Annotated in this window: 22 protein-coding genes; 20 read left to right on the top strand and 2 right to left on the bottom strand. The window is 47.2% G+C overall.

Annotation, left to right across the window (positions count from 1 at the left end; all coding sequences use genetic code 11):
- Positions 1–32: 32 nt before the first annotated feature.
- The 4 genes from KSX81_RS01940 (at position 33) to KSX81_RS01955 (ending at position 5267) form a co-directional block, all read left to right on the top strand.
- Positions 33–2090: a tetratricopeptide repeat protein gene (locus KSX81_RS01940; RefSeq protein WP_007850473.1), complete on the top strand. Its 2058-nt coding sequence runs from the start codon at positions 33–35 to the stop codon at positions 2088–2090.
- A complete protein-coding gene (locus tag KSX81_RS01945) occupies positions 2087–2293 on the top strand; it encodes a helix-turn-helix transcriptional regulator (RefSeq protein ID WP_007850476.1) in 207 nt (68 codons plus the stop codon). Before KSX81_RS01940 ends, KSX81_RS01945 begins: the two co-directional genes overlap by 4 nt.
- Before the next feature lie 124 nt (positions 2294–2417).
- Positions 2418–3716 carry a DUF1810 family protein gene (locus KSX81_RS01950; protein ID WP_007850479.1) on the top strand — a complete coding sequence of 433 codons (1299 nt, stop codon included), beginning with the start codon at positions 2418–2420 and terminating at the stop codon, positions 3714–3716.
- Between the two features lie 36 nt (positions 3717–3752).
- Positions 3753–5267 carry a hypothetical protein gene (locus KSX81_RS01955; RefSeq protein WP_217725620.1) on the top strand — a complete coding sequence of 505 codons (1515 nt, stop codon included), beginning with the start codon at positions 3753–3755 and terminating at the stop codon, positions 5265–5267.
- Here the strand turns inward: KSX81_RS01955 and KSX81_RS01960 are convergent.
- A complete protein-coding gene (locus tag KSX81_RS01960; protein WP_007850484.1) occupies positions 5260–5886 on the bottom strand; it encodes a M23 family metallopeptidase in 627 nt (208 codons plus the stop codon). The two genes, KSX81_RS01955 and KSX81_RS01960, sit on opposite strands and share 8 nt — an antisense overlap.
- Before the next feature lie 274 nt (positions 5887–6160).
- On the opposite strand from KSX81_RS01960, the gene KSX81_RS01965 reads away from it, so the two are divergent.
- The 16 genes from KSX81_RS01965 (at position 6161) to KSX81_RS02040 (ending at position 21689) form a co-directional block, all read left to right on the top strand.
- Positions 6161–6919: a DUF4099 domain-containing protein gene (locus KSX81_RS01965; RefSeq protein ID WP_007850486.1), complete on the top strand. Its 759-nt coding sequence runs from the start codon at positions 6161–6163 to the stop codon at positions 6917–6919.
- A gap of 18 nt (positions 6920–6937) precedes the next feature.
- Positions 6938–7162 carry a hypothetical protein gene (locus KSX81_RS01970; RefSeq protein ID WP_027200635.1) on the top strand — a complete coding sequence of 75 codons (225 nt, stop codon included), beginning with the start codon at positions 6938–6940 and terminating at the stop codon, positions 7160–7162.
- A 5-nt stretch (positions 7163–7167) separates the two neighbouring features.
- Positions 7168–8784 (top strand): hypothetical protein, encoded by a 1617-nt coding sequence (locus KSX81_RS01975; RefSeq protein WP_007850494.1) that lies wholly within the window; start codon positions 7168–7170, stop codon positions 8782–8784.
- Positions 8785–8800: 16 nt separating this feature from the next.
- Positions 8801–9973, top strand: coding sequence for a toprim domain-containing protein (locus KSX81_RS01980; RefSeq protein ID WP_007850496.1), 1173 nt, complete (start codon positions 8801–8803; stop codon positions 9971–9973).
- Positions 9974–9978: 5 nt separating this feature from the next.
- Entirely contained in the window at positions 9979–10467 is a 489-nt protein-coding gene (locus tag KSX81_RS01985) for a PH domain-containing protein (protein WP_007850498.1), read from the top strand.
- Positions 10448–11137 carry a hypothetical protein gene (locus KSX81_RS01990; RefSeq protein ID WP_007850501.1) on the top strand — a complete coding sequence of 230 codons (690 nt, stop codon included), beginning with the start codon at positions 10448–10450 and terminating at the stop codon, positions 11135–11137. The genes KSX81_RS01985 and KSX81_RS01990 overlap by 20 nt, the downstream gene beginning before the upstream one ends.
- Positions 11138–11153: 16 nt before the next feature.
- Positions 11154–11834: a hypothetical protein gene (locus tag KSX81_RS01995; protein WP_027200640.1), complete on the top strand. Its 681-nt coding sequence runs from the start codon at positions 11154–11156 to the stop codon at positions 11832–11834.
- Between the two features lie 23 nt (positions 11835–11857).
- Positions 11858–12529, top strand: coding sequence for a hypothetical protein (locus KSX81_RS02000; RefSeq protein WP_007850508.1), 672 nt, complete (start codon positions 11858–11860; stop codon positions 12527–12529).
- A gap of 28 nt (positions 12530–12557) precedes the next feature.
- Entirely contained in the window at positions 12558–13388 is an 831-nt protein-coding gene (locus KSX81_RS02005) for a M23 family metallopeptidase (protein WP_007850510.1), read from the top strand.
- A gap of 23 nt (positions 13389–13411) precedes the next feature.
- Positions 13412–13693: a hypothetical protein gene (locus KSX81_RS02010; protein WP_027200643.1), complete on the top strand. Its 282-nt coding sequence runs from the start codon at positions 13412–13414 to the stop codon at positions 13691–13693.
- A gap of 3 nt (positions 13694–13696) precedes the next feature.
- Entirely contained in the window at positions 13697–15538 is a 1842-nt protein-coding gene (locus KSX81_RS02015; protein WP_007850511.1) for a hypothetical protein, read from the top strand.
- A gap of 13 nt (positions 15539–15551) precedes the next feature.
- Positions 15552–17552: an ArdC family protein gene (locus tag KSX81_RS02020; RefSeq protein ID WP_007850513.1), complete on the top strand. Its 2001-nt coding sequence runs from the start codon at positions 15552–15554 to the stop codon at positions 17550–17552.
- Between the two features lie 12 nt (positions 17553–17564).
- Positions 17565–19109 (top strand): glucosaminidase domain-containing protein, encoded by a 1545-nt coding sequence (locus tag KSX81_RS02025; RefSeq protein WP_007850515.1) that lies wholly within the window; start codon positions 17565–17567, stop codon positions 19107–19109.
- Positions 19110–19120: 11 nt separating this feature from the next.
- Complete coding sequence (locus KSX81_RS02030) at positions 19121–19282, top strand: hypothetical protein (protein ID WP_198286905.1); 162 nt, start codon at positions 19121–19123, stop codon at positions 19280–19282.
- 80 nt (positions 19283–19362) lie between these two features.
- Positions 19363–19971 carry a hypothetical protein gene (locus KSX81_RS02035; protein ID WP_007850519.1) on the top strand — a complete coding sequence of 203 codons (609 nt, stop codon included), beginning with the start codon at positions 19363–19365 and terminating at the stop codon, positions 19969–19971.
- 5 nt (positions 19972–19976) lie between these two features.
- The gene (locus KSX81_RS02040; RefSeq protein WP_007850529.1) at positions 19977–21689 is read left to right on the top strand and encodes a zincin-like metallopeptidase domain-containing protein; all 1713 of its coding nucleotides are present in this window, start codon (positions 19977–19979) and stop codon (positions 21687–21689) included.
- A gap of 79 nt (positions 21690–21768) precedes the next feature.
- On the opposite strand, the gene KSX81_RS02045 is transcribed toward KSX81_RS02040, so the two are convergent.
- Positions 21769–22395: a hypothetical protein gene (locus KSX81_RS02045; protein WP_007850532.1), complete on the bottom strand. Its 627-nt coding sequence runs from the start codon at positions 22393–22395 to the stop codon at positions 21769–21771.
- Positions 22396–22398: the final 3 nt, after the last annotated feature.

Genomic DNA, 22398 nt, shown 5'->3' on the forward strand with positions numbered 1-22398 from the left:
ATTCACCCATAGAATTATCTCACTTATTGTGTATGAAAAGAATAATTATCACATTGTTTGTTGTTATAGGAATGACTTGTTCGATTTCCGCCCAAAACATCAAACGTCCGGATTCTTACAACTACAATCGTGGCGTTGAAGCTATTCAAAACAACAATGCAGAAGAGGCTCTTGAATACCTTAACAAGGAGCTGGAAGATAATCCAAACAACGGATATGCTTTGGCTTGGATTGCGACTGTACGAAACTATCAAGAGGAGTATGGTCGCGCATTAACCGCTGTAGATTTGGCAATAAAGCATATTCCTAAAAAGGACAAACAATATAGAGCCTTTGCATATATTGTTCGTGCAGAAGTTTATGTGGGACTTGGTGAAAATGAAAAAGCACTTGTCGATTTCACATCCGCCATAAAAGAAACTCCTGATGCTGCTGATGTCTATGAAAAGCGAGCCAATCTATATTATTATATGGATAAATATGACTTGGCAGATAAGGATTACCAGAAAATCATATCAATAGATCCTGGTAGTGTAATGGGCTACATGGGAATTGGTCGAAATGCCAATGCGGAAAAAAGATATAATGACGCAATCGAGCAATTCAATTATGTGACACGGTTGGCATCAGACTATTCTTCAGGGTATTCTTTTAGGGCTGAAAGTTATTTTGGGCTACAACAATACGACAAAGCTATTGATGATGTTATCAAAGCGTTAGATATTGACGGTGACAATAAAGCATTTCATTTAATGCAGCAAGTCGCAGATTCCGCTATGATTCCGTTAGTAGCAAAATTAAAGGTGCAATCCGCAAAAAATCCCAATAATGAATATTGGCTCTATTGTTTGGGAATTGTACACGAACGTACTGATGCTTATAAAAAGGCCATTGAATATTATACAAGTTGCTATAATAAAGATGCTTCCGATGTAGTCGCCTATCGCATATCACAATGCCATAGCGAAATGGGGAACTTTTCCTTGGCCTTGGATCATATTGATAATGCGATTGCCTTGGATTCTACAGACTTTGATTATGTGATGGAAAAAGCAGATCTTTTGTATGAATCCGGGAATACGAAAGACGCTATCGTTGAGTCGGGTAAATATATCAACCATTATCCTGATTATTTTGGAGGGTACTATCGTCGTGGCTGGTTCAAGGACAATAGCAACGACACAGACGGAGCCATTGAGGATTATACAATGGCTATAGTTTTGCAGCCAGATTATGCATATGCATATTTGGGACGAGGTGATATGTACATCCTGAAAGGAGATAAAAAATCCGCAGAAGCAGACTATAGAAAAGTTATAGAACTCGATACTATTCCAAGTAATAGTTCTTGCGCTCAATACGCATATTGGGGATTAGGCCAAAAAGAAAAAGCCATTGAATTTATGGACAAGGTGATTGCCAATGATTCGGATAATGCCGGTAACTATTATGATGCAGCTTGTTTGCATTCAAGAATGGGCGAATTAGAAAAGGCTATTGAATTTATGCGAACGGCATTGGAAAAAGGTTATCGCCGTTTTGCTCATCTTGAAATGGATGACGACCTAAATCCGATAAGAGAATTGCCAGAGTTCAAGGAAATGATAGCGCAATATAAGAAACGGTTTGAATCAGAAATAGAAGGCAAGACACAAGATACATCCCTATATGAGGAAAAGACTGTTGAAATACCTTTTACCAAAGAAGACGGTGTCTGTAAGGTAAAATGTGCAATAAACAATCTGTCTTTATACTTTGTTTTTGATACAGGGGCGTCAGATGTATCTCTCTCCTCTGTCGAGGCTACATTCATGATGAAAAATGGCTATTTGAAACCAACGGACGTAATAGGCAAACAGAATTATATGATGGCCAACGGAGAAGTAAGTGCCGGTACGGTTGTCAATCTCCGTAATGTGAATTTCGGTGGTTTAGATTTGGATAATGTCCGTGCCTCAGTCGTGCATAACCAGAAAGCCCCTCTTCTGTTAGGGCAGTCCATTCTCAACCGTTTGGGAAATATTAAGATTGATAATGCAAATAGAGTGTTGAAGATAACGTATAAAAAGAAAGTAGAGGAAAACAAATGAAGCGAGAAATCAATAGGTTAAAAGTAGTTTTGGCTGAGAAAAAGCGAACCAATCGTTGGCTTGCGGCTCAATTAGGAAAGAATGAAGCCACCATATCCAAATGGTGTACTAATAAGAGTCAGCCAAGTTTGGATGATTTAGTCGCCATCGCAAGGTGTTTGGAAGTCGATACAAAAGATTTACTCCATTCGATAACTGAGTAATTAACGTAGATACCACCTATTTTGGGGTGGTATTTTACTTTAGTACCAAAATAACTTCCAAAGAATGAAGTGTTTGGATTTTAAAAATCACTATTTTTGTATAAAGATTTAATACACTACCGATATGAACTCAGCAAAATACGAAGAATATATTTCAAAATACAATTTAAGGCGGTTCGTTGATGCGCATCGCCAGATATACGGCTCTGCCTTGACGGAAATTCGTTCTGGCAAGAAACAATCGCATTGGATGTGGTATATATTTCCACAACTTCGAGGTCTTGGGCATAGTCGCAATGCTGAATATTATGGTATTATAGACCGCGATGAAGCAATTATGTTTTTACTTCATCCTCTGTTAGGCAGAAACCTCTACGAAATCACAATGGCAATGCTTACCATTGACGGAAAATCCGCCGAGGAAATTTTAGGTGGAATAGATGCCTTGAAATTCCGCTCATCAATGACGCTTTTCGATAACATATGTCCTAACGATATTTTCTCTGATGCCTTACAGAAGTATTACGATGGTAAATCTGATGAACGCACATTGGAAATGTTGCAAACAAGTAAAGTCAAGGACGAACAGCTTATTTCAGGGGGAATTATTGGTGCTATAATCGGAGATATTGTCGGCTCATTTTATGAGTTTTGCAATCACAAGTCAACCAATATCGCTTTATTTACGAGGGGAACTCAGTTTACAGACGATACAGTAATGACCATTGCTGTAGCTGACTGGCTTTTGAGTGGAGTTCCATTGCGGGAAGCTATGCTCGATTGGGGTAAAGAATATCCTAACAGAGAATATGGCGGAATGTTCTATGAGTGGTTGTTTTATAGTGAGACCAAAGAACCATACAATAGTTTTGGAAATGGTGCCGGTATGCGTGTAAGTCCTTGTGGATATTATGCCACATCGCTTGACAAAGCACTTGAACTTGCCAAACAATCAGCAGAGGTTACACACAATCATCCTGAAGGAATCAAGGGCGCACAGGCTATTGCTTCAGCAATCTTCTTGGCTCGCCAGCATAAATCCAAAGATGAAATTCGGGATTATATCGAACAGACCTTTGGCTATAATATGCATCGATCTTGCGATGAGATTCGCCCGACATATCAGTTTGACGTAACTTGTCAAGGCTCCTGTCCGGAAGCGATAATTGCATTCCTGGATAGTCACGATTACGAATCTGCTATCCGGCTTGCAGTATCCTTGGGTGGTGACAGTGATACAATCGCCTGCATGACAGGCGGCATTGCCGCTGCCTATTATGGCATCCCCTCATGGCTTGTTAAGTATGTTACGGTTGAGTTTCTGCCTCAGTATATCCGGGATATAATAGCGAAATTTGATAAAGTGTGTGCAGAACGCATTGCTATACAATCGAAATTTGACAATAAAGAAACGAATAGATAACACAAATCGAACTCTTTTGAAAAAGTATTATTGTTTATGCAGGATGATATCATAGTCAAATTGATTGTAATAACATGGAGGATTTGTAGATGGTTCTTTTTACAAATCATTCTCATGTTCTTGATGCCATATTTGTGGGCTGACCACTATAATGGCGAGACAATTTGTTTAATGCTACTTTACATAGCTTTATATGCAATATACTGGGAAACCGTACCGAAAGATAAAAGATTACGTTGGCTGTTTTTACCATATTTCATGTATTCCGGCATAGCCATTTTGTTTTGTGGCTTGATTAAAACTTGGAATGTATCTGTATGGTATTCCTTTTTATTGCCCATATATGGCGCAACTTGTGTAATTCTTGCGAAAATTTGTGGAAAGCAGATTAGAAGAATTCGGAAGAAATACAAATTTGGCAAAATAATAACATATACTGCAGTTCTCTTGTTTTTTGTCGCGCTGAAATCCATCTCCGTTTCATGGGAATGTTCAAAACGAAATTCTTTTGAAAAGGAAGACATTTTGGCGAGGAAAGATTACTTACTGGGTAAATTGATGGTAAATCCACAGGTAGTCCTGAACGAAATGCCTGCTGCAATAGGAACACAATTTCAGGGAGAGTGGGCATTGTATTCTTGTTCCATGTTGTCTGCGGCATTGGTAAACATATCCCAATTATATCCAGAGACAAAAACCGGGAACATTCAACTCATTGACAGTCTCATCAATATTGTAATGTCTCCCGAACTTCGCTATTATGATACAATGCGATGGAATGAAGATCCATTGGAATCTTTGGACGGCGATGAAAGCCATATATCCTATCTCAGTCACTTAGCTTGGATGATTTGCGGCTACAAACAAATCGGAGGTAATTCAAAGTACGATAAGTTATTGTTTTCTTTGTGTAGTACAATGAATAGAAGGCTTCTTAATCGAAGTTCCTTGAATTTGCCCACTTACCCCGGAGAGTCAATCTACATTCCGGATATGCTTGTTGCCATTGTCGCTCTAAATCAATATGCAGACATGAATAATGGTAAATACCGTAGCACTGTCAAAAAATGGATAAAACGAGCACAAAAAGAATGGATTGATGACAAAACCGGTTTGTTGGTTTCATTCCTTCAGGAGAATGGAAACCAGTACGAAGAAGTTCCAGTTAAAGGTTCATATTCAGCTTTAAACTGCTACTATCTGACTTTTATAGATGAAACTTTTGCCAAGCAACAATATGAAACGCTCAAATCATTGTTTTGGAAAGACGGTGTTATTTCCGGACTAAAAGAATACTATGACAGAACCTGCTATTTGGGGTTGGATATAGATGCCGGACCAATTTTATTTGAATTAAGTCCATCAGGCACTGCATTCATGACTGGAGCTGCGACCTATTTTAATGATTTAAAAACGAGAAATGATATTTTGACAACAGCTGAGATTGCAGGTCATACCGTTAGGCTAAATTGTAAACGTCATTATCTTTTGGCTAATGTAGCTTTAGTTGGTGAAGCTATTATGTTGGCTATGCGAACACATTTCAAATAATATTTTTGACAAACTCCATCACACAAGACTCTTTAACAGAGTTGATATAATCAAGGAAAATCCTGGGATTGACATATTCTCCTTTTTGACGTATGGTAATGTGCAAATGCTCCCCAGTGCTGCGCCCTGTGTTACCGGTGATTCCAACAACATCACCCGACAGAACGTCCTGCCCCTGTGATACGAAAATTTGAGACAGGTGGCAATAGCTGACGGTGAAGCTGCCGTGTTGCAACGTGACATATTTTCCGGATACTTTGTCCTGTCCTACCTTCAACACTCTCCCCTGCATCATGGCAAATACCTTGGAACTCCGGGCATGGAGGTCAATGCCGTTGTGAAACTTCCTCTTCCCTGTAAAAGGGTCTTTCCGATAGCCGTAGGGCGAATTGATTTTGACAGACGAGAGCGGATAGCATACGCTGAGATAGCATGCTACCTGCTCTTTCTTTTTGATGTCCGTACTTGACAAAGCAACCTTGTCGGGTACGGACTTTTCGTTTTCAGAGGTGATGCTTTCGGGTGTCGCCTCTGTTTCGTTTGTCGTTTGAGATGGATTTTCCACAACGACTTTATAGCGATTGCCCGGACAGGAAATCGTGTTGAACTGCGCTTTCATATGTTTCCCGGACAATAGCAAAAGAAGGGTTATAAGGATTCGTGTTTTACTCATAGATGCAAATGTAGGAACAGTTTTCCGTCCACGCCAAAAGATGTTTTGATTTACGATTAAAATATAACATTAAATAAGTTCAGAGTATGATTATCATACTATAATCATACTTAAAACATAAATAAACACAAATAATCCGGCTATTTGAAGCAATAAAAATTGAAGTATGAATAATAGTATATACCTTTGCCAAAGTATAATTAAAATATCATATCAAAATATGAAACAAGTACGATTTGAATTTGAGGAACTGCCATACGACACCCTGTCGCAGTTCGGACTTACCCAAGAAATGATTGAAGACCTGCCCATGCAGACCTTGGAGGCAATCAGTCACGGCAAACACTCTCCCGTACTGCCCATCAAGGTAAACGATGAGAACGGAAACACCGTTACCGATCGAAGCCGTTTCGCTTTCGTGCGCAAGGAAAACGGAGAAGCCGATGTGATATTCTTCCCGGTATTGAAGAAATCGCCTTTGGAGAAATACAACGAGGAGCAGAAAAAGCAGCTCCAATCCGGAAAGACCATCCTTGCAGACTCCGTAACGGCGGACGGCCGCAAGACCAAGGTATTCGTGCAGATCGACACCGAGACCAACCAGGTCATGTCCGTTCCCACACAGGTCATCGCCCGCAACCTTCAGGTATTGGCAGAGGAACTGAAACTCAGCAATGCCGAAATCAAGGTGATGCAGCAAGGAGAACCTTTGACCTTCGTGATGGAAGACGAACCGGTTACGGTCGGCATAGACCTGAACGAGAAGAACGGCATCCGCTTCTGCCAGGGGGACTGCCAGAAATGGAGCGAGCACACCAAAAGAGAATGGGACAAATACACTTTCGGCTGTTACGGCTGTTGGGTCATGGACGATGACGGATGTCTTGACTATGTACCCGAAGAACAGTACACGGAAGAACTCTGGAACGAACAGAAAAAGAGTGCCCAGCGCAATATGGGCGCAGGACTTCACAAATAACCTTCAATCCTTATGATTATGGCACAAAACGCATTTTACCCCGAAGACGTTCTCATCGAGAAGATGGAGAGCGGAGAATACGGCTGGCTGGATTATGTCAACCACTTTTCTGCCGAATGGCAGGATGAACTGGCGGAATACTGCACGGAACGCGCATTGGAAATCAACGATGCCTCTGCCGAGCAGTTCGTCCATTACAAAAGCGAACAATTAGAAGCCGCCATGGAGAGCGGTGAAGCATAGAAATTATGGCTATACGAACCCATACAAATCCAAGGATAGCGGACTTGCAACCTGAAATGCGTGACCTGTTGATGCGCAACGGTATGCAAGCCCACATCGTGCCTGCCGGAGAGGGCTACCAGTTGGTAGTACAAGGGCACGACTCTCCGCTCTTACGATACCCCATCAGCAAGCAGCAGTTTTCAGCTCTTACCGACTGGGGTACGAACCATGCCAACAAAAAGGCATACAACACCTTTACGGAGATAGTAAAGGATGACTTTGACCTGCCACGCAACTTCGTCCATGCCCGTAATGCCAACGGCAGGGTGGCTATGGGACTGCACGGCTACCGTATCGGCATCGGGGAATACGGCAGGGTCGGCAGATATGGGATGCCGCCTCCATTCTTGGGATGGACACCCCGACAGCAGGAAGGTTACCACCTCCGCAGAGTGGGCGGCCGGCTTTTCTATGCTGGAACGCCCATGGTGGCAGAACGTCCCGGCGGACGCATGAAACCCGGAGAACTCCAGTCGGGCGGTTACGGATTCTATTACAAAGGCCATCCACAACAACCGGCACAACCCGTCCGCCAAGACGTGTTGCAGGAGCTGCAAGCCGTCATCACCCCGATGGTAGGCAAGCCCAGAAGCGAAGAACCTGCAAAGCCCTACAAGGAGCTGATTACCTCCCCTGTCTATTTCTCTAATGAGAAGTGGCAGGAATGCCTGTCCTCACACGGCATACTCGTAGACAAAGAAGAAAAGACCCTGACCATACAATCGGAACAAATCCATGCTGATATGGTCTATGACATCACAGATGCGGAATTATCCGCACTGACCTCCAATTCCATCGAAGAGCACCCGATAGAGCGACGATTGGAGCTGTTGAACACGGTTATTCAGGAAGACTTCGCCGATAAGATCACGATGGATTCCCTGAATCATACCGAGCGCATCGGTATCACCTTGCATCCCGAAGTAGAGCAAGATTTGGCGGCACGCCAACAGCAGGAACAGGAAATACTCCTGCCCTTGGAAGCTGATAACGGACTTGCACCATATTCAAACGAACAGGCCATATTGCAAGAAGATGAATCCATTATCAGAGAGCCACAGGAAGGGGCTTTGATTGACGGACGAGACTTGCCGTATCTCCATGAAAGCAAGGGATGGTATCGGGAAGGAGAACACGGACGGGAGGTGGAAGTGGAAGCGATTGCCGTACAGTCGGCAGAAGCGGAAGGCAAATACAGGATGACCGCCATTATCAATGGAGAAGCCATCACCCAAGAAATCAGCCAAAAGCAGTACGACAAGTTCCTGGCAGTGGATGACTACCACCGCATGAAGCTCTTCTCAAAAGTGTTCAACGAGGTAGATATGAAGACACGCCCGGAGATGCGGAGTAACTTGGGTGCAAAGATATTCGCAGCCCTTGCCGCAGGAACAGTCGTGGCTTCCGACCTTGTCCACGGCATTCACCACCACCCCTGCCCGGAATTATACGGCGAGCATTTCTGTCATGCGCCCCGTCCCTATTTCAAGCCCGGAGTGGATTCACCGAGGGATGTAGCCGCGCGGAACTTCGAGGCACAGATGAACCAAGAAATAGCGGAGATACGAAGAGGATTTTAACTAATATGATACACAGATGGCAAACGGAGAACTGACATACGATGACTTCCTGCAACGCTTGGACATACAGGACGTACTGGTGGATGCAGGCTATCACCTGAACAAGCGTGACGGCCTGCGTTATCCGTCCTATATCCGCACGGACAGCAATGGCACACGCATCCGTGGAGACAAGTTTATCGTGACCGGAGGTGGCAAATGTTGCTTCCAGCCCCCACAGCAAAAGCTCTACAACATCATCTCCTTTATCAAGTCGTTCCCCGAAAAGTTTGCGGAACACAGAAACGGCGTGTCTCCCGACAGGTTGGTCAACCTTGTCTGTAACCGACTGTTGAACCACCCCATCGAAAACAGACCAATCTGTATCATCCAACCCAAGCAGCACAGCCGCCCGTTCAGTCTCCAAGATTACGACATACACCATTTTGACGTAAACGACCGGGAGACCCACAAGCGTTTCTATCCCTACTTCAAGAACCGTGGCATTGACATCTTCACGCAACGTGCTTTTGCCGGCCATTTTTTCTTAGCCACCAAACACAGGACAGACGGTCTGTCATACGCCAACCTCGCCTTCCCGTTGGTATTGCCCAAAGAACCAGACAAAGTTGTCGGTTTAGAAGAACGTGGACGTCCCAAGATGGACGGCAGCGGCAGCTACAAGGGCAAAGCCGAGGGCAGCAACAGCAGCGAAGGCTTGTGGATAGCCAATTTCAGCGGAGAACCTTTGCATCAAGCCGGAGGTGTCGCCTGGTTTGAAAGCGGCTACGATGCGATGGCATTCCACCAACTGCACCGTGACACCTTCCGTGACAATCCCGAACTTTCCAAGAAAAGCGTGTTTGTCTCCACCGGCGGCACGCCCACCGATATGCAGATACGGGGAATGCTCTCCGCCACCCCGAATGTGAACCACTACCTGTGTTTCGACAACGACAGTGCCGGGCGCGAGTTTGTAAATAAATTCCGGCTCATCGCAAAATCCATGCACATCAATCCGGAACAGATAAGAGAAATCCCCTTGATGCCCTGTTACAAGGACTGGAACGATGCCCTGCTTGGCAAGACGAGCGAGGAATACCTTGACAGCATCAAAGATGCGGTTATTCCTTTGAGTGCGCCACTCGGTACAAAAGGAAGCACAGCCGGCGAAGAAGAAGTAAACGAACAATCCACCATCCACAGATAAGAGCCATGCAGAACAGACAGCTATACAGAGACATTTCGCTTCGTCCGAAAACCACGCAGTTCTTCATTGATGAGCTGCCTTTGTTGTTTGTGGCTATAACAGGCTTGGTCTATGGCGGTATGGATGACGCGCCCCTTGGCTCTATCGCCACCCTCTTTGCCGTGCTTCTTTCCCTCTACTTGGCCTACCAGCTCATCTATCTGAAACGGATACGCTACCACATCGGGAGCGAACAACTGACGGCAGCGCATGGCGTGTTCCAACGCAGCACAGGTTATATCGAACTGTACCGAGTAGTGGATTTTCACGAACACCAGACCCTGTTACAACAGATTTTCGGACTGAAAACGGTAACGGTACTCTCTATGGACAGGACCACACCCAAGCTGGCTCTGATTGGCTTGCCCAAACAGACAGCCATCGTGGAACTTATCAGGGAACGTGTTGAGTTTAACAAAAAAAGAAAAGGCATCTATGAGATCACCAATCATTAAAATACTGGTTCTGCCACTCGTCCTGTTGCTGACCCACACGGCAAAGGCGCAGATTGTAACTGCCAACCCTTTGGAGTACGTGGCATTGGCAGAAGGCAACGAGCTGATTCTCGCCAAGGTCAGAGACCAGATTGACGGTCAGAAAAAGACCGCCCTTTTGCAGAACACCATTGCCGCAGAGTTCGAGCAGATGCGCCAGTGGGAAAAGAAATACAACAGCTATCTCAAAACAGCAAGCGGATTCGCCTCTTCCATCAAAGCCTGCACCCATCTGTACAATGACGGCGTGAGGATTTTCATCACACTGGGCAAGTTGAAGAATGCCGTAAGCGACAATCCGCAAGGCATTGTGGCTTCCATTAGCATGAACAATCTCTATATAGAGACAGCGACCGAACTTGTAACCGTATTCTCCCTACTCCGTGATGCCGTGGCCAAGGGCGGCAAGGAGAATATGCTCACGGGAGCGGAACGTAGCCAGACCTTATGGGCATTGAACGACCAGCTTTCCGCATTTCAGAAAAAGCTCAATCTGCTCTACCTGAGCATCCGCACCTACACGATGACCGATGTATGGAACAATGCCACCGCAGGGATGCTGGACCGGAACAACGGAGAAATCGCACAGATAGCGATGCGAAGATGGCGCAGGGCGGCTACAATCAGATAAAAACAGAGAGAATACAATGAGACGGACAATCTTCATAACAATCCTCCTGATGTGTATGGGCATAAAAGTCCACGCACAGTTAGACCCTACCCTTACCGGAATGGTTCTCATATACACCGAAAAGGCAAAGAAGACCTTGAAGAACCAGGAGAAAGTCATGCTGCTCCAAACCACCGGCCACATCTGGACAAAGGAAGAGGTGGAAGCCGTCACCGACTTGCAGAGGGAGTTCAACGACTATCTGGATTCGTTCCGTTCGGTTGTCAGCTATGCCGCCCAGATATACGGCTTCTACCACGAGATAACGCACTTGACGGAGAATATGGGCGAGTTCACCGGGCAACTCAAAAACTCTCCGACAAACGCCTTGGCGGTTGCATTGTCCACAAACCGGAATAAAATATACCGAGAATTGATATACAATTCCATAGAGATAATCAACGATATACGGACGGTTTGCCTGTCGGACAACAAGATGACGGAGAAAGAACGGATGGAAATCGTGTTCGGCATCCGCCCCAAGCTGCAACTGATGAACAAGAAACTGCAACGGCTGTCGATTGCGGTCAAGTACACCTCCATGGGCGATATATGGGCAGAAATCAGCGAAGAGGCACGCCCGAAAGCCAACAAGGTGGAAATCGCCCGTTCTGCCATAAGACGGTGGAAACGGAGCGGCAAAGCCGGAGCTTATTAGAATAACGAATAAAACATAAGAATATGGGATTTTGGAGTTCATTATTAAAAACCGGCGGTAAAGCCATATCATACGGTGGCAAGGCAACTGTCGCTACCGGGAAAAGTGTAGGCAACGCTGTGCTGCACCCCTCACAGACACTGCGTGGAGCAGGAAGTGCGTTGAAGACAGCCACCGTCGGAGGTGCTGTCGGTTATGTCGGTTGGGAGAAACTGACCACGGACAAGAGCGTGGTGCGTATCGTGAGCGATGCCGTCATAGGCGAGGAAGCCACCAATGCCATCAGCGGTACAGCCAAGTCAGCCGGGGACAAAGTAAGCCAGCTTACCGACAAGGCAGAGCAGACCATGGCCAATGTAAACCAGGCGACAAGCAACCTCTCATCCACTCTCAACGGAGCATCCAACTTCTTGGGTAATGTTTCCAATGGGAACGGCGGCAATATGTTGGGTAACTTCTTCAGCAACCTTGCAAACGGCAAGGTATCGGGAATGAGCATTGCCGGACTGATTGCCGGAGCGTTTTTGGTATTCGGCCGTTTCGGATGGCTCGGCAAGATTGCCGGTGCCTTCCTGATGATGATGACCATCGGCAATCACGCCAACCTGCTGCAAGAAACCAGAGTCGCCAACGCACCCCGACAGACACCCTCCCAACAGGAAGAACAGACCCATAGCGGAGGAATGAGAAGATAACATCCACGAAAACAATATTGCAACAACAATGAAATATACGGAAGAAATGATTTTACATTCCCCAAGCGGCTACTGTATGCCCTTCGAGGAAGATAAGAACAAAGAAGTAACCTTGTCAAAGGGCTATGGCGAACAGAAAGATGCCGTAACCGGAGAAACTTTCTTTAATCACGGCATAGACTTTAATGCCAGCCACCGCCCTTTGGCGGCAGTAGCAAGCGGTGTCGTATCGAGCATCGGTACGGACAAGGAACGTGGCGTGTATATTGTCATACGCTACGGTAAATACGAAGTGACCTATGCACATCTTGCCAATATATTCATACGTTTCGGTCAAAAGGTAAAGGCCGGTCAGACGGTAGCCATCAGTGGAAGCGACCTTCACATGGAAGTGGCGTTTGACGGAGAAGAACTGAATCCGATAGAGTTCCTGACCATGCTCTACGGCAATATCCAGGCATTACGCAAAGCCGGGCACGAAGCCACCCACGAATTTATCCAATTTGACGGTGAGATGAAGACAAGATACGACCGTGACAAGGAAGAAATCGAGGAACTGATGATCCGTTTCCTGCCGGTCTATATGGAAGACCTGTTCCGTGGAGCGTACACCGTACCCGAATACACCGAGCAATCGCTGCGGAACGTGTTTGCAGTGGGTGCCACCAAAAATTATTTCTTTGAGACTATGCCGAGCATGGCAAATCCTCTTGGTATCGGTAGCCGTGCCCTGCCGTTGGCAAGCAAGGTACAGAATCTCCTGATAGCCGATTTCCTGAATTACCTCGCACTCAGGCACAATGTCTATCTCTCCACCATGGATGAAGAATTAAAAAAAAACTTCAATCCGAGGCCATAGCGAGCAGTGGAATCATTGACCCTTTGGAAGAATTGGAGATTGATGTGCAGAGTTTTGACATTCCGAGAGTCGTGTCCGTCTATCCCGACCGTGCCGGAGTCCGATGGTGGACAAAGGCCTGGTTCAACAACCGGGAGGAAGGCGAACTTTCAGTAGAGATAGACCGGAACAATGCCATCCGTTTCATTCAGGACAGGATAGAAAAGGATGAATGGTTAGAGGAGTTCTTTCCCAAACAGATGGAGATATACCATAACGCCATAGAGCAGACCAAAGAACAGCTTTTGAACCAATTGAATTATTAGGATATGGGCGAAATCAGACATACAGAGCGTTTTGCAGAGATAGAAAGGATATTCGGTGACTACTTCAATTGCCACCTTGCCCCTGTCATGCGTGACACGCAAAGCTATCTCAACCGCAAGCAGGTGGAAGAAATGGCGGAATACTCTACCAGTGCAGCCGGTATTCTCAGTTCGATGGCAGCCGCCAACAATCCGATGATCGATCCGTACCAGACACTGAAAATAACAGGCGAATGGAACTCCAAGACTACGGAAGACTATTTGGCGATGGTCAAGGACAAAATTTCCGGCAACAAGGATATGCAGACCGACCTGGCGATGATGGCCGGCGAATGGCGTTCCGCTGTAATCGGAGAAATCGGCAGGGATCGTTATGACACATTATCCGGACAATTAGGATGCGACCTTGCCTACGCCTACACGGATTACCGCATGGAACAACTGATGATAGACAGGTTGGTCAAGGAACGTATGCCCAAGTCATCGGCAGACTACATCATCCGCAAAGCCGCACAGAATACGCTGTTAGGCTTGTCAGCGACACTGGGCCAATCACCGCTTGCCGCCGAGATCGAGCAACGTGGCGAAGCGGCCTACAAGCCTTCCAAATTAGAAAAAGGGACAAGCCGTGTCATCGGTGCAGGGATTGACGCCCTCTCTTTAGGCGGTGTGGGCAGTTGGACGAGCTTCGCAAAGTTTGTCGGAGTGGATCTGGCTTTTTCCGCATTGACACCTTCCCAAGACAATAAAGGAAACGGGCAATCGGTGGAGGATTGTATCAGTAAAGGCGTGTTTGGAAGCGAAGCCAACGTCTTTGCGGATTTCCGCAAACAAGCCAGGAGCATACAGAAGGACGAGAATCCGTACATCATCGCTACCAACGAGCGACTGGCCAAGAAGATTCCCATTGAAACTTTTGATTTTACGAAATGGATGAGTGAGCATACGATAACAAGCAAACCCATGTGGAGTTTGGCTGACGAAAAGAAAAACGAGGAACGGTATAAGAATGTACCTTTGGTGATTATGCCGGAATACCGGGAAGCCTATCTAAATAGTTTAGAACAGAAGCAAAATAAGGGAAGTGAAGAATCTGCATCTACCGAAATAGCAAAACAGGAAGTTCAAAACACTACCGAGCAAGCTGTTACTCAACAAATAGAGGAAAGTGAAATGTCGGGACAATCGCATTCGGAGGCAATTACGCAAGAAGAACAAGGACAACAAACGGTACAATCCGACACCCGTACCAACGAAAACGGCTGGAACGGACTGTTCTCCTCCTTGGGATTGAACGGCATGGGTGATATAGGCAGAAACTTAAGCTATGTACTCTCCATGCTGCCCGACATCCTGGTAGGGATGTTTACAGGCAGGACGAAATCTTTGGATATAGGAGACAACATCGTACCTATGGCAAGCGTCTTAGCCGGCTTGTTTGTCAAGAACCCCGTCCTAAAAATGCTGATGATTGGATTGGGCGGTGCCAACCTGTTGAACAAGGCAGGACATGAAGCCATTGACTGGAAACGGAATGAGGGTAACAGCAGGCCTGTATCGGAAAACAGACCTGTACAATACCGAAGCTATCCGGATGAACCGCTCAATCCGCGCATCTCCAATCCGATATTGAAAGGCAACAACCTGATAGCGACAATAGACCGTGTACCCTGTACCATCCAGCTACCCGAAAAGGTAACAGCCGCGTACCACGCAGGAGCCTTGCCTCTCAACACCCTTGCCAACGCCATTCTCGCCAAGAGCGACCAGACCAGGGCGATGATGGAGCGCAACTTTGAGAATGGAGAACGGGAGACCATTATAAGAACCAGAGGAATACAATAAAAGACAAACATATATGAAAGAGAAATCACAGTTTGAGAAAAACGCTGCGGACAAGCAGGTCGAATTGCTTTCCGAAGCATTGAACGGTGCGGTCAGTGCCGGCGGTCATTGGCTCAACGCCACGGGCAAGGGATATCCGAAGTTTTATCCGAAAGGAGTTGCGGTCAGTCCGTTCAACGCCCTGTTCATGGCATTGCATTCAGACAAGACCGGAAGCAAGACCAACCTCTTCACCTTATACAGCGAAGCCAAGGCACGGGGAGAGTCTGTCCGTGAACACGAGAAAGGTGTGCCCTTCCTGTTCTACAATTGGAACAAGTATGTAAACCGGAACAATCCCAACGACATCATTTCAAGAAACGACTACCAACAACTGCCTCCTGAAGAGAGGAACCGGTACAAGGGCATACACAACAGGGAGATTCGCACACTGTTCACCATAAACCAGACCCTGCTGCCCCTTGTTGACAAGAATGTATATGAGACCCTTGTGCAGAAGCACGGCAACAGCGTGGAGCAGGGATTCGGCGAAAAGGAGCTGCGTGAATTGCGCCCCCGCTTCAATGCCTTTGTGCAAGCCATTTCCAAAAACATGGTGCCCGTCCGCACGGACGGAAGCGGCGTGGCACATTACGACAGTCAAAAGGATGCGGTTTACATTCCCCGTCAAAAGGATTTTGAACATTATACCGACTATGCACAAGAGACCTTGCGGCAAATCATAGCGGCTACCGGACACCAGCAACGCCTTGCCCGTGAAGGCATGGTGATGAAAAACGGAGTGCCACCCACCGAGGATGCCGTCAAGCAGGAACATCTTATCTCCGAAATCGCTTCGGGTATCAAGATGCTGGAAATGGGACTGCCTGCACGCCTGTCGGATGAGAATATCAAGATGGTGGACTACTGGAACCGGGAACTCAAAGAGAATCCCAACCTGATTGATGCCATCGAGAGCGATGTGAACAATGCCTTGGAGGTCATACGCAAGGCGGAACGAGGCGAGAAAATCGAATATGCCACCTTTCGTAACCACCGGCAGACCGAGCGGATGCAGGAGCAGATGCCCAAGCATTTCTTTGTGGCTGACGAGATAAAGAAACACCCCGACAAGGATAACAAGACCATCGTGTTGGTCATAGACCGACAGGGAAAGAGTGCCGATGTCATCTTGCCTGCCGGCGCATCCCTGGAGGTGAACAACGAGATAAAGGGTATGAACAAACAGCGCATACAGTCTGCCCTGCAGAAAAGCGGCATAGAGCATGTCCGCTTCTACAATCCAGACGGAGCATTGGGGTATCGTCCCGACGACCGCTATTTTGCCGAGAAGCAGATTGAGGTGGCAAGATTGAAGAGCTGGACTTTGGAAACGCTCTCCACCATCGACGCCCATCCTGCGGTAAAGCAAGCCTATGACCTTGGCTTTGAGCAAATCCAGATGGTGCAGGACGACAAGAACCGTTGGGCATTGTATATAAAACCCGAAGGCAAGTCTGGTTACAGCATCTATCCCGACAAGGATGACCTGAACCGTTTCTTCACCACTCTCAAGCAGTCGTTGGATAACATCGACAAGGTACGTGGCGAACTGGCGAAGAAATACTATGCCTTGGCGGAGAGCAAACCCGAACTGAAGGTGGATCTGTTCCACACATCGGACGAGCGCATCGACCTGAACCGCATCCAGCGTGTGGCCGTGTTCAAGACCAAGAACGGTGCGATACTCTGCGCTCCCACCATAGACAATCAGAAGCCACAGCCCCGAAGTGTCACGCCACAACAATGGCAACGGATGTGGCTTGCCGAAGACCGGAACAGCTTCAAGCAGCATTTGGCTGCAACACTCTTTGCGGATCTGCTGAACAAGAGCCAATCACAGGAGCAGACCTCTTCCGAGAAACAGGAAGAAGAGGTGGAGGCAAAAGTCGGCCGGAAAGAGGAAATCAAGCCTGAACAGCCTAAAGAGGAAGTCGAGGAACAGGAAGAGGCATCACGAGGTATGCACCGATAAACGAAACGGAATATGAGCAAGAACCAACAATACGCAGAACAATATGCCGATTTTGCGATGGAGCAGATGCGCAAGTACGGCATACCTGCCTCTGTGACCTTGGCGCAAGGCATATTGGAGAGCAGCAACGGACAAAGCCGTCTGGCCCTGAACGAGAACAACCATTTCGGCATCAAAGCCACTCCAAGATGGATTGCGCAGGGTGGCAAGTACGGATTATACACCGATGACAAGCCCAACGAAAAGTTTTGCAGTTATGACAGTGTGGGTGATTCTTACGAACACCACTCCAGATTTCTGGTAGAGAACAAGCGGTATGACAGATGTTTCGCCTTGGCTCCCGATGACTATAAGGGTTGGACGGAAGGGCTTGCCAAGGCAGGATATGCCAGCGGCAGCAATTATGCAGGAAGCCTGCAAAAAATCATCGAGGTCAACGGATTGCAGAAGTACGACCGGATGGTGATGGCGGAAACGAAAACGCAGAGATTAGAGATTGGACAAGAAATGAATGTCGATGCAAACAAGGAAGCGTATTCATTCCCTGTGGAGCGTGCGGAATTTATGTTTGTCACCTCTCCATTCGGTATGCGCACCGACCCGATGGATGCCGGCAAACAACAGATGCACAAGGGTATCGACATCCGCTGCAAGGGAGATGCGGTACTGGCGACTGAGAACAACGGCAAGGTGGTGGCCGTCAACCAAAATGCAAATACCGCCGGAGGGAAGTCCATCACCATCGAATACCCAAGGAGCGACGGGAGCAAGGTGCAGAACACCTATATGCACCTGTCTTCTGTCGATGTCAAGGTGGGCGATACCGTCCAAGCCAGGCAGAAAGTCGGTGTTTCAGGGAATACCGGGACACGGACTACCGGCGAGCACCTGCATTTCGGGGTGACATTAGTTTCAGCGGATGGGCAGAAGCGGGATATGGACCCGGCTGTTTATCTGGCTGAGATTGCCGAAAAAGGCAATATCAAGTTACAAGCTCTGCATAACGGGAATGACCTGCTGGCAAAATACAAGACGGAGGCAGTGGCCACTCCACAAGAAAGCAAGGCTCAAAGTCCTGAAGACTGGATGAAAAAGCTGCTCTCTTCGGAGGACAGCGGTGTCGGCTTATCGGGAACCAACGACCCGATTATGGATATGGTGGTCAAAGCCTTTTCTTCGCTGATGATGCTGGCAGTAGTCATTGACAGCAAGGATGAAGAGGAACAGATAAGTGCCGTTTCCAAAATGGCCGATGAACGGAAAGTGGATTTGACCCCACTTTTACCACACATGAAAACCTGCGCTCTCGTGGTTGGAGAGAACAACAAAGCCGTATTGCAGGCAGACAACGGCTCCATCCAATTCTCACGGGAGTTGAGTGCCAATGAGCTGAGCCGCCTGTCTGCCACGCTGAACAGTCCGGGACTCTCGGAAGAAAGCAAGCGTATGCGTGTGGCCGGGATGGTCAATGCCCTGGTGCTGTCGCAACAGGCTTCGCAGAACTTCGAGCAGGGAATGTCGGAACAACAGAGCCGGGAGGAACAAATCAAGAGATAATGAAACGCGTGATGATGGAAATAGGATTGTTGTTTGTCGGGTTGTCCATGGCAGCACTGCACACCCTCGTATGCTACAAACTGTTCGGCTTGGTGGCGACACTCGTGATCATAGGGGTGCAGGTCGTCATCGCCATCGGGATAGTCTGGATTAAAATCCGTGCGCCCGACTAAGACGGTTGCACAGGCAAGTGGTTCACATTTAACAGGATATTCCGGTCAAATGGTCTTGGTAAAATAAAACTACAAGCAATATGATAAAGTGTAATGTAACAATGTGCGGTACAATCAGCCGTGTGGCTACCGTCCGCACCAACAGCGAGAATAAAGTGTTCACGGCTTTTGCCGTAAATTGTGTGGTTCCTGCCAAAAGCGGTATCAACAAGACCGTGGAAATCTCCGTCGCCAAAGATGGAGAGGATAACGAACTGAAGAATTGTGCCTTGGGACAACGGGTAAATGTGTCGGGCACGCTGACTTTCAAGAAACGTGGGGACAACCTCTATTTCAATCTGTCAGCTTCGGAGGTCACTCTTTCGGCTTCCAATGAAGATTCCATCAAGGGGGAAATGCACTTCCGGGGAAAGACTGGAAAAATCATTGAAGAGAAAACCGACAAGAAAGGCAAGGAATTTTTACAGTTCTCAGGCTTTTCCGCAGAGAAAGTCAATGACGGCTTCGAATACCTGTGGGTACGGTTCTTTGGCTTTGACTGCAAACGTGAAGAGTGGCTGCAACCCCAGACAGGCATCGAGGTCAAAGGCGACATGGAGCTGTCCGTCTATAACGACAAGCTGAACCTTTCCTGCAAGATTGCCGAGATGTCGGCGTATGTCAAGCCTCCGTATACCCCCAATAACTGACAGGTATGGCCGGTTACAAGAAATATAACAACGATGGCCCTTCCGCAGAAGACAAGGCTCTTGACCTTTTTGCGGAAATGATGATCGAGCGCATCGAGACCATCAGCAAGGACTGGTCGAAGCCGTGGATTACCGAGGGAAGTTTAGGGTGGCCGAAGAACTTATCCGGGCGTGAGTACAATGGGATGAACGCGCTGATGTTGCTTCTCCACTGCGAGAAGAACGGATATAAGATTCCTCGTTTCTGCACCTTTGACTGTGTGCAACGGTTGAACAAGCCGACTGAAAAGCAGGCTAAAGAGGGTGTGGAACTGCCGAGGGTTGCCGTCAACCGTGGTGAAAAATCGTTCCCGGTCATGCTTACCACCTTTACCTGCATCCATAAGGAGACCAAGGAGAAAATCAAGTATGACGATTACAAAAGGCTCTCCGACGAAGAGAAGAAGATGTACAACGTATATCCGAAGATGCAGGTCTTTCGGGTATTTAACGTGTCCCAGACCAATCTTCAGGAAGCCCGTCCGGAACTTTGGAACAAGCTGGCGAATGGGGATGCCGTAAAATTGGACGAGAGCGAGAAGATGTCTTTTGAACCGATGGATGTGATGATCCGTGATAACCGTTGGATTTGTCCCATCAAGCCGATGCACCAGGACAAAGCCTACTTCTCCATTACCAAAAACGAGATTGTGGTTCCTGAAAAGGCACAGTTCAAGGACGGGGAATCGTACTACGGCACGCTTTGGCATGAAATGACCCACAGCACAGGTATCGAGGGGCAGCTTGACCGCATCAAGCCCACCGCTTTCGGTTCGGACGAATATGCCCGTGAGGAATTAGTGGCTGAATTAGGCAGCGCATTGGTGGCACAGCGTTACGGTATGAGCAAGGCTCTGAAAGAAGAGAGCTGCGCCTATCTGAAATCGTGGCTGGAGCAACTGAAAGAGTCTCCGCAATTTATCAAGACCACGCTCTTGGATGTGAAAAAGGCGACTTCGTTGGTTACGCAAAACGTGGATAAGATTGCGGAAGAATTGGAAAAGGGGAAAAAGGAAGAGCAGGACAACAAGCAGGGAATGAAAGTGGAACAACCTGCATCCGGCGAAAAGATTTTCTATTCTTCCGTTGCCTACCTGCAATCAACCGATGACACTTCCCGGCTGGACGAATTTCGGGACAAGGGTGATTATGAAGGATTGCTCCAAGCTGCCAAAGAGTATTATGACGGAAACGGTATCAATGAGCAATATACCTTTGCCTCTCCTCTCCAGAACAAGGGTGATGACCTGTTGATTGAAGACAAGGATTTTGCCGTGGTCTATAACAACAGCGTGGGTGGCACATACGAGGTGATGCTGAAATATTCGGAACAGGAAATCCGTGACCATATTACCAGATATGGAACCCGTCTGGCAAGCGATGACATCAAAGAGGTGGCAAAGGATATGGTGGCAGAACAGTTCCAGGCTATAACGAAACAGCGAATACCTGTCTTTGAAATGCCGAGCGGAGATATTCTCTATGCCGGATATAACAGGGAGACCGACACGCTTGATGTCGGTACGGTGGTCAATGCCGGTCTTGTTCCCAACCATCAGTTCCCCTACGACCACGACAATTCTCTCGAATCCAACCTGCAATCCGTCCATTCGGAATTAAGTCATATGGAACAGTATCAGGAGGAAGAGGTGGAATATAGCGGTGGTATGCACCGATAACTATAATGGGGCGTTTGCGTATTCAATCCAACCGTTGGGAGTTTGTTCTCCTTGCGGTTGGATTGTTGTAGCTATACAGTCAGTCAATATCATAGCCTATCACATAATCGTCATTGATAAGCAGATAGTAGTAGCCGTTGCCACAATTCCGATATTCCTTGCTGAAGCCTGCCGCCATATCGCCATTGTCTCGTGGCTCACACCAAAGCGTTCCGTCATAACCGCAAAAATCAAAGCGGCAAGTGGAAAATTTCTCTTTGTTTTTCAGTGCCTCACGGAAGAGACGCATTGCTGTCGTTCCACAGTATTTTTCAATGGTGGCAAGTCCGATACATTTGCCGTCGATGCGCGTGCCTGTTGTGATGTGGTTCTCGTAAAGGTTTTTATCCAAATCCGCATTGGCGATTTCACGAAGCCAGGAATTTGTATGTGTGGCAAGTCGGGCAAGTTTCTGATATTTCAGAATAAGTTTTCTGTCCGTATTCTCGTCCTGTTCTTGCGAGGGATAGTATATTTGCTCGATGCTTGCCCAGTCTGTAAACACATAGCCTTTTGTCCGCTTGCCGAGAGCGATAATGCCAATAATACCTCTGTCTCGGTTGATGAACAAGCGTCTGCGTTTTCCTGCAATCCGCACGTATAAAGACGGAGGATTGGTTTCGTTGCGAAGATAGCTCTCCGCCGGATGAATAGTTGTCATTTCCATATC

Source organism: Bacteroides sp. MSK.18.37 (assembly GCF_019129155.2).
Lineage (GTDB): Bacteria > Bacteroidota > Bacteroidia > Bacteroidales > Bacteroidaceae > Bacteroides > Bacteroides ovatus.

Coding starts and splice junctions, on each gene's coding strand:
- KSX81_RS01995 (WP_027200640.1), top strand. CDS start 11,154: ATGAGACGGACAATCTTCATAACAATCCTCCTGATGTGTATGGGCATA.
- KSX81_RS01960 (WP_007850484.1), bottom strand. CDS start 5,886: ATGAAAGCGCAGTTCAACACGATTTCCTGTCCGGGCAATCGCTATAAA.
- KSX81_RS01940 (WP_007850473.1), top strand. CDS start 33: ATGAAAAGAATAATTATCACATTGTTTGTTGTTATAGGAATGACTTGT.
- KSX81_RS01955 (WP_217725620.1), top strand. CDS start 3,753: ATGCAGGATGATATCATAGTCAAATTGATTGTAATAACATGGAGGATT.
- KSX81_RS01965 (WP_007850486.1), top strand. CDS start 6,161: ATGAAACAAGTACGATTTGAATTTGAGGAACTGCCATACGACACCCTG.
- KSX81_RS02045 (WP_007850532.1), bottom strand. CDS start 22,395: ATGGAAATGACAACTATTCATCCGGCGGAGAGCTATCTTCGCAACGAA.
- KSX81_RS01950 (WP_007850479.1), top strand. CDS start 2,418: ATGAACTCAGCAAAATACGAAGAATATATTTCAAAATACAATTTAAGG.
- KSX81_RS02025 (WP_007850515.1), top strand. CDS start 17,565: ATGAGCAAGAACCAACAATACGCAGAACAATATGCCGATTTTGCGATG.
- KSX81_RS01975 (WP_007850494.1), top strand. CDS start 7,168: ATGGCTATACGAACCCATACAAATCCAAGGATAGCGGACTTGCAACCT.
- KSX81_RS02015 (WP_007850511.1), top strand. CDS start 13,697: ATGGGCGAAATCAGACATACAGAGCGTTTTGCAGAGATAGAAAGGATA.
- KSX81_RS01985 (WP_007850498.1), top strand. CDS start 9,979: ATGCAGAACAGACAGCTATACAGAGACATTTCGCTTCGTCCGAAAACC.
- KSX81_RS02030 (WP_198286905.1), top strand. CDS start 19,121: ATGATGGAAATAGGATTGTTGTTTGTCGGGTTGTCCATGGCAGCACTG.
- KSX81_RS02000 (WP_007850508.1), top strand. CDS start 11,858: ATGGGATTTTGGAGTTCATTATTAAAAACCGGCGGTAAAGCCATATCA.
- KSX81_RS01980 (WP_007850496.1), top strand. CDS start 8,801: ATGGCAAACGGAGAACTGACATACGATGACTTCCTGCAACGCTTGGAC.
- KSX81_RS01990 (WP_007850501.1), top strand. CDS start 10,448: ATGAGATCACCAATCATTAAAATACTGGTTCTGCCACTCGTCCTGTTG.
- KSX81_RS02020 (WP_007850513.1), top strand. CDS start 15,552: ATGAAAGAGAAATCACAGTTTGAGAAAAACGCTGCGGACAAGCAGGTC.
- KSX81_RS01945 (WP_007850476.1), top strand. CDS start 2,087: ATGAAGCGAGAAATCAATAGGTTAAAAGTAGTTTTGGCTGAGAAAAAG.
- KSX81_RS02005 (WP_007850510.1), top strand. CDS start 12,558: ATGAAATATACGGAAGAAATGATTTTACATTCCCCAAGCGGCTACTGT.
- KSX81_RS02035 (WP_007850519.1), top strand. CDS start 19,363: ATGATAAAGTGTAATGTAACAATGTGCGGTACAATCAGCCGTGTGGCT.
- KSX81_RS01970 (WP_027200635.1), top strand. CDS start 6,938: ATGGCACAAAACGCATTTTACCCCGAAGACGTTCTCATCGAGAAGATG.
- KSX81_RS02040 (WP_007850529.1), top strand. CDS start 19,977: ATGGCCGGTTACAAGAAATATAACAACGATGGCCCTTCCGCAGAAGAC.